We start from the raw sequence: 15,103 nt of genomic DNA on the forward strand, positions 1-15,103 counted from the left end.
CGAGACGATCGCCCGCGGCAGCCACGATCAGTCGAGTGCGCTGCAGGGGGTCAACTCGACCGTCAATCAGATGGACCAGATGACACAGCACAATGCGGCGATGGTCGAGGAGACGACGGCCGCGAGCCGCGAACTCGCCTCCCAGGCTGACGGCCTGTTGGCGCTGGTCCAGCACTTTCAAATCGGAGGCGAAGATGAAGCGGCGTTGGCCCACAGTCGGGCGGCGTGATTTGCCGCAGTTGACATCGATTGACGCGGCGTCCCGTTCTTTCAAGGCCTCTTCTACGGCCGGTCCCGCGCATGTCGGGCTGGGATGGTGGCGGTGAACCCAGCCGCCACCACGGTCTTCAACTTTCCACCATGAAACGGGAGATGAATGGCAGGCTTGCAGCACCGACGGCCTTCGGCGTGTTCAATATGCCGCTCGGCATCACGGTCACTTCGGGAACCAGCTTTTGCAGCGAGACGCAGATGTTCCGATAGACGACATTCGGCACGAATGAAGAAACGATCACCGCTTCGAGCTCGACAAATTGCGCGAGCGACTTGACGATGCCCTGCATCTTTTCCGCCAGTTTGCCTTCCCATTCGAGAACCAGACTGTTCTCCGGCCATGGTGCGAGCGGCTGCCACAGGTGATCCGTTGGCGCGCCCACGGCGGTCAATACGGATTCCAAAGATGCCACGCCGACATCGAAACTGACCACCGAATTGCCGTGGTGGATCTGGTGGTTCAAGACCAGGCGGCTGTGGAGGTTCGCGCCGATATAAAAGTAGAGATAATCGGAAAACGGCTTGGCGACACCGAACATGCTTTCGCCGCTGGCCGCAGCCGTAATGTCGTTCTGCACGAACACCGAGTAGCCGGTAAGCTCCTCGACTTCCTTCTGGAGCGAGTCGAAGTAGGCCTTTTCCTCACGCCCCTCCGAAGCGCTCGACGGAAGCGCAAGGCCAATGCCGGCTAGACGCTTTTGAGCATTCTTGGGGACGATGTTCACCGCCTGACGAATGGTCTCGATGAACATTGTCTGGTTGCTGTCGCGTTCGGGCTGCGGATTAGGCAATTGCATATGATAGCGAACGGCGCCGGCAAAATCGATCAGAACGACGTCGGTACGCTTCAGGCCGACACTGATGCCGATCGAAAAGGCCCCTTCCGGATTGAGGGCAACCGGAACGGTCGGAGGCCCGACCCGTCCCTTCTGGGCTTCCCCCTTCGCAACCAGTCCTTCCTGCTCCAGCGACCTGACCAGCACCGAAATAGTCTGGGCTGAAAGGCCCGTCCGTTCGCCGATCTCCAATCGGGTGATCTCGCTGTTCTGAAGCAACAGCGACAGCAGCAGGCGCTCATTGTAACTGCGCACGCTGACCGCATTCAGGCCGGTTGCCCGATCGGCAATACGCAAGGGATTGGGTGGTGCAAAACGCATATCAGGCATCAATGCAATCCTCTTGGAGTAAGGCATAAAGATGTACTGGCATCCATTCGTAACGTCGCTGCGGCAATATCATCATCTCCAACCGATCGCCTCGACTTCCCTGGCGAGCGCCGTTCCCAAGGCTTCATGCGCTTCCCGATTGATGTGAAAGCCATCGCGCGGATCGCAAGCCGCGACGGTGGCGGCGTCAAAAAAATGTACTTCGAGCGAATCGGCAATGATTTCGAATTCGAGGGCGAGACGCCGGGATTTCTCCTGGGCGCCGAAAAATATGGGTTCCCATTCCTTGATATCGTCCAGCATCGGCGGTGGAGCAACCACCATGATTTCGGGGGGCTTGCCGGCCGGACCGGGCGCCAGCTCCCGGATATCGTAGACCAGGCAGCCAATCCCCATCGCCACTTCGGAGGGAGGCTGGTGGAAACGGGCTTTCAGGTCGTTCGTCCCGAGCATGATGATGACGAGATCGAGGATTGCGTGGCTCATGAGGCATGGCCGGAGGTAGGTTCGGCCATTCTTCATCGGGCCTTCGATCGGATCGTCTCGAACCGTCGTACGGCCGCTCAAGCCCTCCTCGACCACATACCACTTGCTTCCAAGCTCCCGTCTCAAAACGCCTGGCCAGCGCTCGTCCGGCCCATATCGATCGAGCGGCGAGCCGCCCGGAATCTGGCCATGCGTATTCGAGTCGCCGTAACATAAGACTGACCGCATTTCCTCCCCACCTTTATGGCAAATCATAAAGACGCATGAACATTCAACGGCGATTATGGCCTTTGTCGATCCATGGTGCAAGTTTATTGATATTCATTCAGTCTGAATAATTATTGACAGCCGTTTATCCGTGTGGCATTTCTATGAATGGGAGAGCAAGATTTTCCAGGAACTGAACATAGCCAGCCCAGTCATCCAATGGCTTTGGCCCGCGATTAAAGCCGCTTCAGCGGCCTGGATAAATGTGTCTCCGTGGCAATGGAGATCCGACGTCGAGAGGACGACGGTGTTTGAGCAAGGGAGGAAATCTCGTGAACGGCTATGTGAAATCTATCCTCGGGGCTACGCTTTTGATGGCGTCGACCGCGGGCCCGCTATGGGCGGATGAAGTCAAGTTTATGGACGGCATCACGCCGAAGGCTGGCGACAATCCGCAGACGGAAGCCGGGAAGTACAAGAAGGACTGCGGCTGGGTTATCGGCATGAGCGATTTTGGCGTCAACGCCAACACTTGGACCGTTCAGGTTGCTCACGAATCGGAAGCGGCGGCCGCAGCCAACAAGTGCATCAAGAAGTTCATCCTGCTCGACGCCGGCTTTGACCAGAAGAAGCAGGTTGCCGACATCGAAGACCTGATCGCCCAGAAGGTCGACGCGATCATCGTGCAGCCGGTCACCTCCACCTCCGCAAACGCCTCCATGAAGAAGGCGATTGCCGCCGGCATCCCGGTCATCGTTCATACCGGTCGCGTCGAAACAGAAGACTACACGACCGAGATCCAGGGCGGCGCCGAGCACTTCGGCAAGGTCATGGGCGACTGGCTCGTCAAGACCGTCGGCGATAACGGCAAGATCTGGGTTCTGCGCGGTCTCGCCGGTCATCCGGAAGACACCAACCGCTATAATGGCCTTCTGGAATCCCTCAAGGGCACGAACGTGAAGATCGTCGCCGAAGAGCACGGTGACTGGCAGTACGACAAGGGCAAGAGCGTTTGCGAAACGCTTTACCTGAACAGCCCCGATGTCGATGGCATCTGGTCGTCGGGTGCCGACATGACGCGCGCCTGCGTCGACGTCTTCAAGCAGTTCGGCGCCAAGATCCCGCCGATCTCCGGAGAAGGCAACAACGGCTTCTTCGGCCAGTGGATCCATGACGGCTTCCAGTCGATCTCGGCTGAATATTCGCCGGCCCAGGGCGCCGAAGGCGTGCATGCCGCTGTCGCACTGCTGGAGGGCAAGCAGCTCTACAAGCACTACGACTACAATCCTCCGGGCTGGGACCTGGAGAAGGTCAAGAAGTATTACCGCGACGATCTCTCGGCGAACGTCTGGTGGCCTTCCCAGCTCTCCGAGGACGACCTGAAGAAGTATTATACCAAGAACTAAAATAGCCTCCCAAGGCGCATCCGCCGGTTTCATTCCGGAACCGGCGGATGGTGACCGAGCGGAGCTGCATGGATTGGGAGGAACGAATGGCCAACCTTATAGAAATGTCGAACATTTCAAAGTCGTTTGGCGGAAGTCTGGCACTGGATAGAGTGTCGCTGGAGCTCTTGCCGGGTTCCGTCCATGCCCTGATGGGCGAGAATGGCGCTGGCAAATCGACGCTCATGAAGATCCTCGCGGGCGTTCACCAGCCTGATAGCGGCGAGATCTTCAAGAACGGACACAAGATCGCCTTCCTCAATCCGAAAGAGGCGCTCGACTTCGGCATATCGACGGTCTTCCAGGAGATGACGCTTCTGGCGAACCTGACGATCGCCGAAAACATGTTTCTCGGGCGCGAGCCCGTAACGCGCTTCGGCACCGTCGACTACAAACGGATGAATGCCGAAACCGGAAAGGCGCTGAAAGAGCTGTCGCTCGATCTTGATCCGCGGACGCTGGTTTCGAACCTCACGATTGCCGAACGGCAATTCGTCGAAATCGCCCATGGCATCAAAGCCGATGCCTCGATCTTCATTCTCGACGAGCCGACCGCCGCACTCAACGCCGCTGACGTCGAGATCCTCAACAAGCATATCCGCCGACTGCGCGATGCGGGCAAGGCCCTCGTCTACATCTCGCACCGCATGGATGAAATTTTCCAGATATGCGACACGGTCACGGTTCTGAAAGACGGCAAGCTGATCGGCACGCGCCCGCTTTCGGAAATGACGCCGACATCGCTGATCGCAATGATGGTCGGCCGGGAATTGAAGGACCTTTTCCCGGCAAGGAACGCCTCGGCAGCCTGCGAACCGATGCTCGACATCAAGCACTTCAAGATCGGCGCTTCGTCAAAGCCGTTCTCACTGCATGTTTGCAAGGGTGAGATCGTCGCACTTGCCGGGCTCGAAGGACAGGGTCAGCAAAAACTCCTCCGCTCGCTGGTCGGCAAATTCCAGCCGTTTTCCGGCACGATCACACTGAACGGAAAATCGCTGGCCTTGCCCGTGCCGAACGAGAACGGTGTGCGCAAGCTGCAGCAGATGGGCGTGGGCTTCATTCCTGAGGACCGCAAGGAGGAAGGCTTGTTCCTCAACCTCCCGATCGCGCACAATATCGAGATCGCGCTCCATTCGGCACGAGCAGGATTTTCCCCCGCGAAGAACTATCGCAAGCTCGTTGCCGACACGATCAAGCGGCTCAACGTTCGCACGATCAATGCGTCCGCGCCCGTCGGCGCGCTCTCCGGCGGCAATCAGCAGAAGGTCCTGCTTGGCCGCTATATCGCCGCCAATCTCGACATCCTCCTGATCGAGGAGCCGACGCGCGGTGTCGATATCGGCGCCAAGTCTGAAATCTACAAGCTGCTTCGCGACTTCACGCAGAACGGTGGGGCCGTGCTGGTCCTGTCGAGAGAAACTGTCGAGCTCATCGGCCTTTGCGATCGCATCTATGTCGTCCATGGCGACACGGTCGTTGCCGACATGCCCGCCGCCAAGGCGACCGAGCACGACATCCTCGACGCCGCCTTGAGCGCGTGAACGCCAACAGAGAACCAATCCGATGACCAAGACCCTCACAAGACTATTCAAGGGAAATCAGAGCCGCCAAGGTCTCTGGATCGTTCCCCTGCTGATCACGATCGTTCTCAGCATCGCTCTGATCATTCAGACGGACCAGTTCCTGAACCGGGAAAATCTGTTCAACCTGGTCGCGCAGGCAATGCCGCTCGTCATCACCGCGGTCGGTCAGCTGTTCGTCATCCTCGTCGGCGGCCTCGACCTGTCCGTCGGCTCGCTGATCAGCTTCACGACGGCCATCCTCGCGCTGGACGCTCCGGGCTACATCACGATCCCGGCAGTCTTCCTGCTGGCGGCCCTGCTCGGCCTGACCAACGGCATCGTGATCACTCGTCTCAACGTCCATCCGATCATCGCGACACTGGCGATGCAGTACATCGTCCTCGGCGCTGCGCGCATCTTGCGTCCGGTCTCCGGCGGGACCATTCCGGATGTCGTCATCAGCTCGGTCTCGGGGTCGTTCCTCGGCATCCCCATGCCGATATTCTGGGGCATTTGTGTCGCCCTGGTCGCCTGGAAACTGCTCTACGGCTCGCGGTTCGGCCTGCATCTCTTCGCGATCGGCGGCGGTATTGCCAGCGGCGTCGAAGACGCGACGCGCAACTTCGGTGTTGCCGACAAGCGCAACGTCATCCTCGCCTATGTTGCCTGCTCGTGCTTCGCAGCCCTTGCTGGCGTGTTCCTGGCCGGCCGCATCGTTTCCGGCGATCCAAATGTCGGGCTTCTCTTCGAACTCGACGCGATCACCGCCGTCGCCATTGGCGGCACGCAACTCTCCGGCGGCGTCGGCAGCCTGCAGGGAACGATTATCGGAGCCCTGGTACTGGCGCTCCTCTCCAACGGCATGAACCTGGTCAACGTTTCGCCGTTCATTCAGACGGCGATCAAGGGCGGCATCCTGCTCCTTGTCGTCGGTTTCCAGACACGCAAGAAGATGGGGCTCTAAGATGTCAGCCTTCGCAAAAAATCCCGCAATTCAGCGAATGCTTAAGATTGCGCCCGCCTATTATGTCTTTGCATTGCTGCTGATCGTCCTGTGGGTCTCGCGCCCGCAGATGCTGAACGCAAATGTCATGGGCATCTTCATTCGCCAGGTCGCCCCGCTCGGCGTCCTCGTTCTCGGGCAGTTGCTCGTCATGCGGGTCAAAAGTATCGACCTCGCCGGCGGCGGCGTCATCCTGCTCGTCAACTACTTCATCTCGTCCGGCCAGTTTCCCGGAATGTCGGCGACCGGTTTCGTGCTGCTCGCGCTCTTCACGGGCACCGCGATCGGGCTGTTCAACGGTTTCATGGTGGGCAAGCGCCGCGTCTCGGCTGTTATCGTGACGCTTGCGGTCAGCATCATCCTCGTTGGTGCCGTGCAGTTCCTGTCGAGCGGCAAGCCGCCGGGTAACGTGCCGAGCTACTTCAACGATATCTATAACGTCAAACTCGGCCCGCTGCCCCTCCCGGTCCTGTTCTGGGTGGTGCTGACCACGCTGCTGTCCCTGCTTCTGTCGAGAACGGTGTTCGGCCGTTACGTGACCTCGGTCGGCGCAAACGCGGAAGCAGCGCATTTCTCAGGCGTACCCGTCGAACGCACCGTCGTCGTGGCGCATACGCTGGCAGGCCTGATCGCCGGCATCGCGGCTCTCGTTCAAACGGCTTCGATCGCAGTCGGAAGCGTTCGCGTCGGCCTGGATCTGCCGATCCTTTCTGTTGCCGCAACCATTCTCGGCGGCGTGGTCTTCGGCCGCGGCGAAGGCGGCGTCTGGGGACCGTTCTTTGGTGTCCTTTCGTTCGCGCTCCTCTTTGTCGTGATGACGTCGTTCGGCGTCAGCGACTCCGGGAAGCTCATCGCGCAAGGCCTCATCATTCTCCTTGCGGCCATTTTCTACGGCCTCAAGGCGCGTACCAACTAGTCGTCATCGGAGGAGTAATGACATGGCAGAAAGCCGCTCGATATTGTGTTTTGGGGACTCACTGACATGGGGATGGATTCCGGTACCCGAGTCGTCGCCGACACTCAGATACCCCTTTGAACAACGCTGGACCGGCGCAATGGCCGCAGCACTCGGTGACGGCTATACGATCATCGAGGAAGGCTTAAGCGCCCGCACCACGAGCGTCGAGGATCCGAACGATCCCAGGCTGAACGGCAGCGCCTATCTGCCGATGGCGCTCGCCAGCCACCTGCCGCTCGATCTCGTCATCATCCTGCTCGGCACCAACGACACCAAGTCGTATTTCCGCCGCACGCCTTACGAGATCGCCAACGGCATGGGCAAGCTTGCGGGACAGGTTCTGACTTCGGCCGGCGGCATCGGCACGCCCTATCCTGCCCCGAAGCTTCTGATCGTCTCGCCGCCGCCGCTCGCTCCCATGCCTGACCCATGGTTCGAAGGCATGTTCGGCGGTGGCTACGAAAAGTCCGTCGAACTTTCAAAGCAGTACAAGGCGCTCGCCAACTTCCTGAAGGTCGACTTTCTCGACGCCGGCGAGTTCGTCAAGACCGATGGCTGCGATGGCATCCATTTCTCGGCTGACACGAATATCACGCTCGGCCAGGCAATCGCAGAAAAGGTCAAGGCGATTTTCTCTCAAGAGGCGAAGAAAGCTGTGGCCTAGCAGCGTTCCGTCGCCGGCCGCCAGGCGCCATCCTCCCAGGCGGCTGGCGGTCCTTTTCCGCAAACAAGATTTGAGGCTCCCATGACCGGCTATGTTCTGGCGATCGACCAGGGGACGACGTCCTCCCGAGCCATCGTTTACGGCCCCGATGCCCAGCCGATCGCGATCGATCAAAAAGAGATATCACAGTCGTTTCCGAAGTCGGGTTGGGTCGAGCACGACGCCACCGAAATCTGGGATTCTGTTGTTGAGACCTCCCGTACCGCTCTCGCGCGAGCCGGCATCGAGGCGCGCGACGTTGCGGCGATCGGCATCACCAATCAGCGCGAAACCTGCCTCATCTGGGAGCGGTCGACGGGCAAGCCGATCCATCCGGCGATCGTCTGGCAGGATCGCCGCACCTTCGGCGCATGCGAGGTCCTTCGCGCAGACGGGTTTGGCCCGCTGATACAGGAAAAGACCGGCCTTCTGCTCGATCCCTATTTCTCCGCCACCAAGATCGCCTGGATCCTCGACAATGTCGACGGCGCGCGGCGTGCGGCCGAGAATGGCCAGCTGCTGTGCGGCACGATCGACACTTATCTCACCTGGATGCTCACCGGCGGCGCCGTGCACGCGACGGACGCCACCAACGCGTCGCGCACCTCGCTGTTCGATATTCGTCAGAATCGCTGGGACGACGAATTGCTGGGCGCCTTCAGAGTCCCGCGGGCTCTCTTGCCCGAGGTCAAGGATTGTGCCGACGATTTCGGCCAGACGGTTGCCGCCCATTTCGGCGCTCAAATTCCAATCCGGGCGCTCGCGGGCGACCAGCAGGCGGCTCTGCTTGGTCAGGCCTGCCTGAAGCCCGGAATGCTCAAATCGACCTATGGCACGGGCTGCTTCGTGGTCCTGAACACCGGCGATCAGATCGTCAGATCGTCCAATCGTCTGCTGTCGACCATTGGCTATCGCCTCAATGGCAAAACGACTTATGCACTTGAGGGTTCGATCTTCATGGCGGGTGCCGCGGTTCAATGGCTGCGCGACTCCCTGAAGCTCATCAAGGCGGCCGACGAGACGGGCCGTCTCGCGCATCTGGCCGACGAACAGGAAGACGTTTACCTGGTGCCGGCATTCACCGGGCTCGGCGCGCCGCACTGGAATTCGCAAGCCCGTGGCGCGATTTTCGGCCTAACGAGAGGCACGGGGATCGCCGAGCTTTCGCGGGCGACGCTGGAATCCGTCTGCTACCAGACGCGCGATCTCCTCGAGGCGATGGCCTCCGATTACCCGATGGACGTCAGGGGTGCGACCCTGCGCGTCGATGGCGGCCTGTCGGGCAGCGATTGGGCCATGCAGGCGCTGGCCGATTGCCTCGGAAGCGTCATCGAGCGGTCGCAAAGCCAGGAAGCGACAGCTTACGGAGTTGCGGCACTCGCCGGCGCGCAAGCGGGCGTCTGGCCCGATCTTCAGACCTTTGCCGCGAACTGGAAGGCAAAGCGCAGCTTCACCCCCAACCTCAACACTGACGAGCGGGCGCGACGCTATCGGAAATGGCGCGCCGCCGTTGCAAGCACGCTTTCCTATGCGGCAACGGCGTGACGTTACGGGAGACCGACATGGCAGATAAGATCCACGACCTGTTCGTAATCGGCGGCGGCATCAACGGTTGCGGGATCGCGCGCGACGCGGTCGGTCGCGGCTATTCGGTCGCGTTGGCGGAGATGAACGACTTTGCATCCGGCACATCATCGGGTGCCACCAAGCTCATCCATGGGGGCCTGCGTTATCTCGAACATTACGAGTTCCGGCTGGTGCGTGAATCGCTGATGGAGCGCGAAGTGCTCTGGGCGATGGCGCCGCACATCATCTGGCCGATGCGCTTCGTGCTGCCCTACCAGAAAGGCGGCATCCGCCCCGCGTGGCTGATCCGGCTCGGGCTCTTCCTTTACGACCATCTCGGCGGCCGCAAGCTGCTGCCGCCGACGGCGGTACTCGACATGCGCCGCGACGAGGCGGCCAAACCGCTGAAGGCGCTCTTCTCCAAGGCGTTTGAATATTCCGACGGCTGGGTCGACGATGCCCGCCTCGTGGTGCTCAATGCCCGCGACGCCAGCGACAAGGGCGCGCTGATCATGCCGCGCACCAAGGTTGTCTCGGCGCGGCGCGAGAACGGGCTCTGGACGATCGAGACGGTGGATACGGTCTCCGGGATCGCGGCGGTTCACCGCGCACGCATGCTCGTCAATGCGGCCGGTCCCTGGGTCGACCATGTGATCCGCGGCGCCTTCGGCAAGAATGAGGCGCGCAACGTCCGTCTCGTCCAAGGCAGCCATATCGTGGTCAAGAAGAAGTTCGAGGGGCCGCGGGCCTATTTCTTCCAGAACCCCGACAATCGCATCATCTTTGCCATTCCCTATGAGGACGAGTTCACGCTGATCGGCACCACCGATCGCGACTTCAGCGGCGATCCGAAGGACGTCAGGATCTCGCAGGAGGAGACGGAATACCTCTGCAAGGCGGCGAGCGAATATTTCAAGGAGCCGGTCAGGCAGGACGATATCGTCTGGACCTATGCAGGGATCCGCCCGCTTTTCGACGACGGCGCCACCAAGGCGCAGGAGGCAACCCGCGACTATGTGCTGAAGCTTGACGGCTTCGTCGGCAGCGAGGTCAACAGGGCTCCGCTCCTCAACGTCTTCGGCGGCAAGCTCACCACCTACCGGCGTCTGGCAGAGCACGCGTTGGAGAAGATCGGTGAGGCGATCGGCACCAAGGGGGCTCCCTGGACGGCCAAGAGCCATCTGCCGGGCGGCGACTTTCCGGTTCAAGGCTACGAGGCGGAGGTCACCAAGCTTCACAAGGCCTATCCATTCCTCGCCGCTTCGCATGCGCGCCGGCTTGTCCGCCGCTATGGCACAAGAGCATCCGTCCTTCTCGGCACTGCCGGGAAAATCGAGGATCTCGGCCGGTTGTTCGGGTCCGATCTCTACGAAGCCGAAGTGCTCTACCTGATGGCGCACGAATGGGCGCGCACGACGAATGACATTCTCTGGAGACGCTCGAAGAAGGGACTGCATCTCAGCCACAGCGAAGTGGCCCTTCTCGACCAATTCATTTCTGAGATCATCCAGCGGCAGGTTGCCGCGCAGTGAGATTTTTCGGCGGGCCGTAGCGCATCGATCATGCCGGCCGGCCGCCTGACATTTGAGGAGTTTTGATGTCGGACAAGATTTATCCGGTCACCAAACCGGTGGAGAGCCATGCGCTGATCAATAAGGCCGAGTACCAGGAATGGTACGAGGAGAGTGTCGCTAGCCCCGAGCAGTTCTGGGGCAAACACGGCAAGCGCATCGACTGGTTCAAGCCTTACACCCGCGTAAAGGACACCTCTTTTACCGGGGATGTCTCGATCAAATGGTTCGAGGACGGTGAGACCAATGTCTCCTACAACTGCATCGACCGGCACCTCGCAACAAACGGTGATCAGGTCGCCATCATATGGGAAGGTGACGATCCATCGCTCGACAGGAAGGTCACCTACCGCGAGCTTTACGAGCACGTCTGTCGTATGGCGAACGTCTTGAAGAAGCACGGGGTCAAGAAGGGCGATCGTGTCACTATCTACATGCCGATGGTGCCGGAAGCGGCCTATGCGATGCTCGCCTGCGCCCGCATCGGCGCAATCCATTCCGTGGTGTTTGGCGGCTTCAGTCCCGAGGCGCTGGGTGGCCGCATCGTCGATTGTGAATCGACCTTCGTCATCACCTGCGATGAGGGCCTGCGCGGCGGCAAGCCGGTTCCGTTGAAAGCCAATGTCGACAAGGCGATCGACATCGCCGCGCGCGGTCATGTCATGGTCAAGAACGTGCTCGTCATCCGCCGCACCGGCAGCCCGCTCAGTTGGGCGCCGGGCCGCGACCTCTGGCATCACGAGGAAGCAGCCACTGTTTCGGCCGACTGCCCGCCCGAGCCAATGAACGCCGAGGATCCACTGTTCATCCTCTATACTTCAGGCTCGACCGGCAAACCGAAGGGCGTTCTCCACACCACCGGCGGCTATCTCGTCTACGCCTCGATGACCCACGAATATGTCTTCGATTACCAGCACGGCGATATCTACTGGTGCACTGCCGACGTCGGCTGGGTCACGGGACACTCCTATATCGTCTACGGACCGCTCGCCAACTGCGCAACGACGCTGATGTTCGAGGGGATCCCGACATTCCCCGATGCCGGCCGGTTCTGGGATGTGATCGATAAGCACAAGGTCAACATCTTCTATACCGCCCCGACCGCAATCCGTTCGCTGATGGGCGCCGGCGATGATTTCGTCAAACGATCCAGCCGATCCAGCCTGTGGTTGCTTGGCTCGGTCGGCGAGCCGATCAACCCCGAAGCCTGGGAATGGTACTATCACACGGTCGGCGACGGGCGCTGCCCTGTTGTCGATACCTGGTGGCAGACGGAAACCGGCGGCATCATGATCACGCCGCTGCCGGGTGCGACCGACCTGAAGCCAGGCTCGGCCACTCGGCCCTTCTTCGGCATCAGGCCGGAGCTCGTCGATGCCGAAGGCAAGCTCATCGAAGGGGCCGCCGACGGCAATCTCTGCATCGCCGACAGCTGGCCAGGTCAGGCGCGTTCCGTCTATGGCGATCACAAGCGCTTCATCCAGACCTACTTCTCCACCTACGAGGGCAAGTATTTCACCGGCGACGGCTGTCGCCGTGATGCCGACGGCTATTATTGGATCACAGGTCGCGTCGACGACGTCCTCAATGTCTCCGGCCACCGGCTGGGGACGGCGGAAGTCGAGTCCGCCCTGGTTTCGCATCACCTCGTGTCCGAAGCCGCTGTCGTCGGCTATCCACACAACATCAAGGGCCAGGGCATCTATTGCTATGTCACGCTGATGGCGGGCAGCGAAGGGTCCGAGGAGTTGCGCCAGCAGCTGGTCAAGCATGTCCGCGCGGAAATCGGCCCGATCGCGTCGCCTGATAAGATCCAGTTCGCGCCGGGCCTGCCGAAGACCCGCTCGGGAAAGATCATGCGCCGCATTCTGCGCAAGATCGCCGAGGACGATTTCGGGTCGCTCGGCGACACCTCGACGCTTGCCGATCCCGCTGTCGTCGACGATCTGATCGTCAACCGCCAGAACAGGGCCGAGGCGGCCTAGACCGAAGGAAAGGACTATCCCATGAGACTGATCCTGATGGGCCCGCCCGGGTCCGGCAAGGGGACCCAAGCCAAGCGCATCTGCGAAAAGCTCGGCATCCCGCATCTATCGACCGGCGATATCCTCCGGGCCGAGGTCAAGGCGGGAACGCCCCTCGGTTTGGCGGTCGCGGCCACCATGGCAGCCGGCGGGCTCGTTTCCGACGATACCGTCTCGGCGATCGTCGCCAACCGGATTGCCAGTCCGGAAGCTCAGCGCGGATTCGTACTCGACGGGTTTCCGCGCACGATTTCGCAGGCGGCGTCGTTGGATCAATCGCTCGGGGAGCATTCCCTGACTGCTGTCATCGAGCTCGTCGTCCCGGAGGAAGAACTTTACGACCGCATCTGCCGAAGGGCGGCAGAGTCTGCCGGCGCACAACGCGCCGATGACAATGCGGCGACATTGGAACTGCGCCTCAAGGCGTATCGGGCCGAGACCCTTTCGGTGAGCGAGTTCTACAAGGGTCGGTCGCCCTACTTTCAGGTCGACGGCCTCGCCGTTCCCGAGGAAGTGACCGCCCGGATTCTGGAGATCCTGGAGTCGGCCGCGGCCGAATATTCCTGAGACATTACTAATTCGAGATCAATTTTACCGGATATTCATTCACTCAGAATAATTATTATGGGACCTCGTTATCTTGGGTGGAGAATCATGAGCATTCATTTTGACTTCCTGCTGTTGCGCGGACCGATCCGGACTAAAATCTTTTGTCTGCTGACGCCGATACTGATCGGCATCGCAGGCTTGAGCCTCGTCAACTATCTCTCAGGCAACATGCTGAATACCCAGCTCGCGAGCAGTTCGAGCGGGATGGTCACGCTGTCTGCGATCAAACAAGCCCAGGACGGGATGAACTCCTTCCTGCTCGAGGCGACCGAGGCCAAGCGCGATGCGCTGAAGGCGCTGCTCGCAGACCAGAGCGCTAAGATATCGACGAGCCTGTCCTTCGCTCAAGAGCAGGATGAACGGCAGAGCCTGGTTGCCGCCGGGACGATTGCCGAAGAGGTCTCCAGGACGATCGACGGCCTCTGGGACATGCACAGCGACGAGAGGAAACTGCGGGAAGGGATTTCCAGCGATCTCGCAACCCTGTCGGATGTGCAGTCCAAACTGCAGACCTATCTGAACATTCCCGCCGATCAGGCGGCAGCACAAGCGGCGACCGCCGAAACGCTGAACAAGATCAATTCCATGAACTACGAACTTCGGATCGCCGCTTCCGACTTTCTGGGTGGAATGAACGACGATACCCTCAAGAAGGTGAAGGGCCGTCTCAAGGGCCTGGGCTTCTATCTGGGCAAGGTCAAGGAACAGCATGCCGCCAACGGTCCTATCCAGGAACTGGCCAGCAAAGCCATCGACGTGATCGGCGGGACCTCGGAGAGGTTCGACCAGCTCCTCGTCAAGGTCGGAGAACGTGACGCCGCCTTCAAGGCTGCGAGCGCCAGCATGAATGACGCCTGGAACAAGATCCTTCTATTCGCCGACATCCAGCGCGGCCATGCCTCCGCGGCCCAAGACCAGGCGCAAACCATATCCTTAGTGACGACCGTGATCGCCCTGCTCTTCGGCTGCGTCGCCGGCTATCTGCTGCTCAGAACCATCAAGTCTCCGATCGAAGCGCTCACGGCCTCCATGAAGGCGGTTGCATCAGGCAAGCTCGATGAAAAGATCGGCAGCGTCGAAACGCGCGACGAGATCGGCGAGATGGCAAGGGCGCTTGATGTCTTTCGCCACAACGCGCTCGAAAAGATCCGCGTGGAAAATGAGGCGGAACAGTCGAGGTCACTCGCGCGCCAACAGCGCCAGGAAGACGACCTCCGCAAGACCCGCGATGCGGCTGCCATCAGTAACGCTGTCGAGGCGGTTGCATCCGGCCTGCACAAGCTGGCGAGCGGCGATCTGACCGTGACCATCGGCCGTCCCCTCGATGGTGAGCTCGATCAGCTTCGGCAGGACTTCAATGCCTCGATGCTGCACCTGCAGGCGACGATGCGCCAGATCCGCGACAATGTCGAAATGATCCAGGGCAACGGCAACCAGATGGCCGAGGCGGCCGAGGATCTTGCCAAACGGACTGAGCAGCAGGCTGCTTCGCTCGAAGAAACGGCAGCCGCCGTCGACGAGATCACC

12 protein-coding genes and 1 pseudogene are annotated in these 15,103 nt (G+C 60.5%); 11 read left to right on the forward strand and 2 right to left on the reverse strand.

Annotated features, from left to right (window positions below; all coding sequences use genetic code 11):
- Positions 1-229, forward strand: a pseudogene (locus PL640_RS25250) (methyl-accepting chemotaxis protein); the annotation flags it as partial.
- 118 nt (positions 230-347) lie between these two features.
- Here the strand turns inward: PL640_RS25250 and PL640_RS25255 are convergent.
- Together PL640_RS25255 and PL640_RS25260 are read right to left on the reverse strand one after the other, a co-directional pair.
- Positions 348-1,439, reverse strand: coding sequence for an ROK family transcriptional regulator (locus tag PL640_RS25255; protein WP_234888140.1), 1,092 nt, complete (start codon positions 1,437-1,439; stop codon positions 348-350).
- Positions 1,440-1,511: 72 nt separating this feature from the next.
- Positions 1,512-2,180: an SGNH/GDSL hydrolase family protein gene (locus PL640_RS25260; RefSeq protein ID WP_012475956.1), complete on the reverse strand. Its 669-nt coding sequence runs from the start codon at positions 2,178-2,180 to the stop codon at positions 1,512-1,514.
- A 326-nt stretch (positions 2,181-2,506) separates the two neighbouring features.
- Here PL640_RS25260 and PL640_RS25265 point away from each other — a divergent pair, with 326 nt between their 5' ends.
- From PL640_RS25265 to PL640_RS25310, 10 genes are all read left to right on the forward strand, one after another.
- Positions 2,507-3,538, forward strand: coding sequence for an ABC transporter substrate-binding protein (locus PL640_RS25265; RefSeq protein WP_161991478.1), 1,032 nt, complete (start codon positions 2,507-2,509; stop codon positions 3,536-3,538).
- 86 nt (positions 3,539-3,624) lie between these two features.
- A complete protein-coding gene (locus PL640_RS25270) occupies positions 3,625-5,121 on the forward strand; it encodes a sugar ABC transporter ATP-binding protein (RefSeq protein WP_077768141.1) in 1,497 nt (498 codons plus the stop codon).
- Positions 5,122-5,143: 22 nt separating this feature from the next.
- A complete protein-coding gene (locus PL640_RS25275) occupies positions 5,144-6,106 on the forward strand; it encodes an ABC transporter permease (protein ID WP_012475959.1) in 963 nt (320 codons plus the stop codon).
- A gap of 1 nt (position 6,107) precedes the next feature.
- Positions 6,108-7,061, forward strand: coding sequence for an ABC transporter permease (locus PL640_RS25280; protein ID WP_012475960.1), 954 nt, complete (start codon positions 6,108-6,110; stop codon positions 7,059-7,061).
- 22 nt (positions 7,062-7,083) lie between these two features.
- The gene (locus tag PL640_RS25285; RefSeq protein WP_012475961.1) at positions 7,084-7,767 is read left to right on the forward strand and encodes an SGNH/GDSL hydrolase family protein; all 684 of its coding nucleotides are present in this window, start codon (positions 7,084-7,086) and stop codon (positions 7,765-7,767) included.
- 81 nt (positions 7,768-7,848) lie between these two features.
- On the forward strand, positions 7,849-9,351 hold the full coding sequence (gene glpK / locus PL640_RS25290) for a glycerol kinase GlpK (RefSeq protein WP_012475962.1): 1,503 nt from the start codon (positions 7,849-7,851) through the stop codon (positions 9,349-9,351).
- A gap of 17 nt (positions 9,352-9,368) precedes the next feature.
- On the forward strand, positions 9,369-10,904 hold the full coding sequence (gene glpD / locus PL640_RS25295) for a glycerol-3-phosphate dehydrogenase (RefSeq protein ID WP_077768140.1): 1,536 nt from the start codon (positions 9,369-9,371) through the stop codon (positions 10,902-10,904).
- 65 nt (positions 10,905-10,969) lie between these two features.
- Positions 10,970-12,928 (forward strand): acetate--CoA ligase, encoded by a 1,959-nt coding sequence (acs, locus tag PL640_RS25300; protein WP_077768139.1) that lies wholly within the window; start codon positions 10,970-10,972, stop codon positions 12,926-12,928.
- Positions 12,929-12,949: 21 nt separating this feature from the next.
- Positions 12,950-13,534 (forward strand): adenylate kinase, encoded by a 585-nt coding sequence (locus PL640_RS25305; protein WP_012475965.1) that lies wholly within the window; start codon positions 12,950-12,952, stop codon positions 13,532-13,534.
- Positions 13,535-13,621: 87 nt separating this feature from the next.
- The coding region (locus PL640_RS25310) for a HAMP domain-containing protein (RefSeq protein WP_269835423.1) at positions 13,622-15,103 on the forward strand (1,482 nt) is incomplete at its 3' end.

The sequence above is a fragment of the Agrobacterium sp. ST15.16.024 genome (assembly GCF_027956545.1).
GTDB classification, from domain to species: Bacteria; Pseudomonadota; Alphaproteobacteria; order Rhizobiales; family Rhizobiaceae; genus Agrobacterium; species Agrobacterium cucumeris.

Bases quoted from the DNA above. Each gene is read 5' to 3' on its own strand.
- PL640_RS25270 (WP_077768141.1), top strand. From the start codon at position 3,625: ATGGCCAACCTTATAGAAATGTCGAACATTTCAAAGTCGTTTGGCGGA.
- glpK (WP_012475962.1), top strand. From the start codon at position 7,849: ATGACCGGCTATGTTCTGGCGATCGACCAGGGGACGACGTCCTCCCGA.
- PL640_RS25265 (WP_161991478.1), top strand. From the start codon at position 2,507: ATGGCGTCGACCGCGGGCCCGCTATGGGCGGATGAAGTCAAGTTTATG.
- PL640_RS25305 (WP_012475965.1), top strand. From the start codon at position 12,950: ATGAGACTGATCCTGATGGGCCCGCCCGGGTCCGGCAAGGGGACCCAA.
- glpD (WP_077768140.1), top strand. From the start codon at position 9,369: ATGGCAGATAAGATCCACGACCTGTTCGTAATCGGCGGCGGCATCAAC.
- PL640_RS25255 (WP_234888140.1), bottom strand. From the start codon at position 1,439: ATGCCTGATATGCGTTTTGCACCACCCAATCCCTTGCGTATTGCCGAT.
- PL640_RS25275 (WP_012475959.1), top strand. From the start codon at position 5,144: ATGACCAAGACCCTCACAAGACTATTCAAGGGAAATCAGAGCCGCCAA.
- PL640_RS25280 (WP_012475960.1), top strand. From the start codon at position 6,108: ATGTCAGCCTTCGCAAAAAATCCCGCAATTCAGCGAATGCTTAAGATT.
- PL640_RS25260 (WP_012475956.1), bottom strand. From the start codon at position 2,180: ATGATTTGCCATAAAGGTGGGGAGGAAATGCGGTCAGTCTTATGTTAC.
- acs (WP_077768139.1), top strand. From the start codon at position 10,970: ATGTCGGACAAGATTTATCCGGTCACCAAACCGGTGGAGAGCCATGCG.
- PL640_RS25285 (WP_012475961.1), top strand. From the start codon at position 7,084: ATGGCAGAAAGCCGCTCGATATTGTGTTTTGGGGACTCACTGACATGG.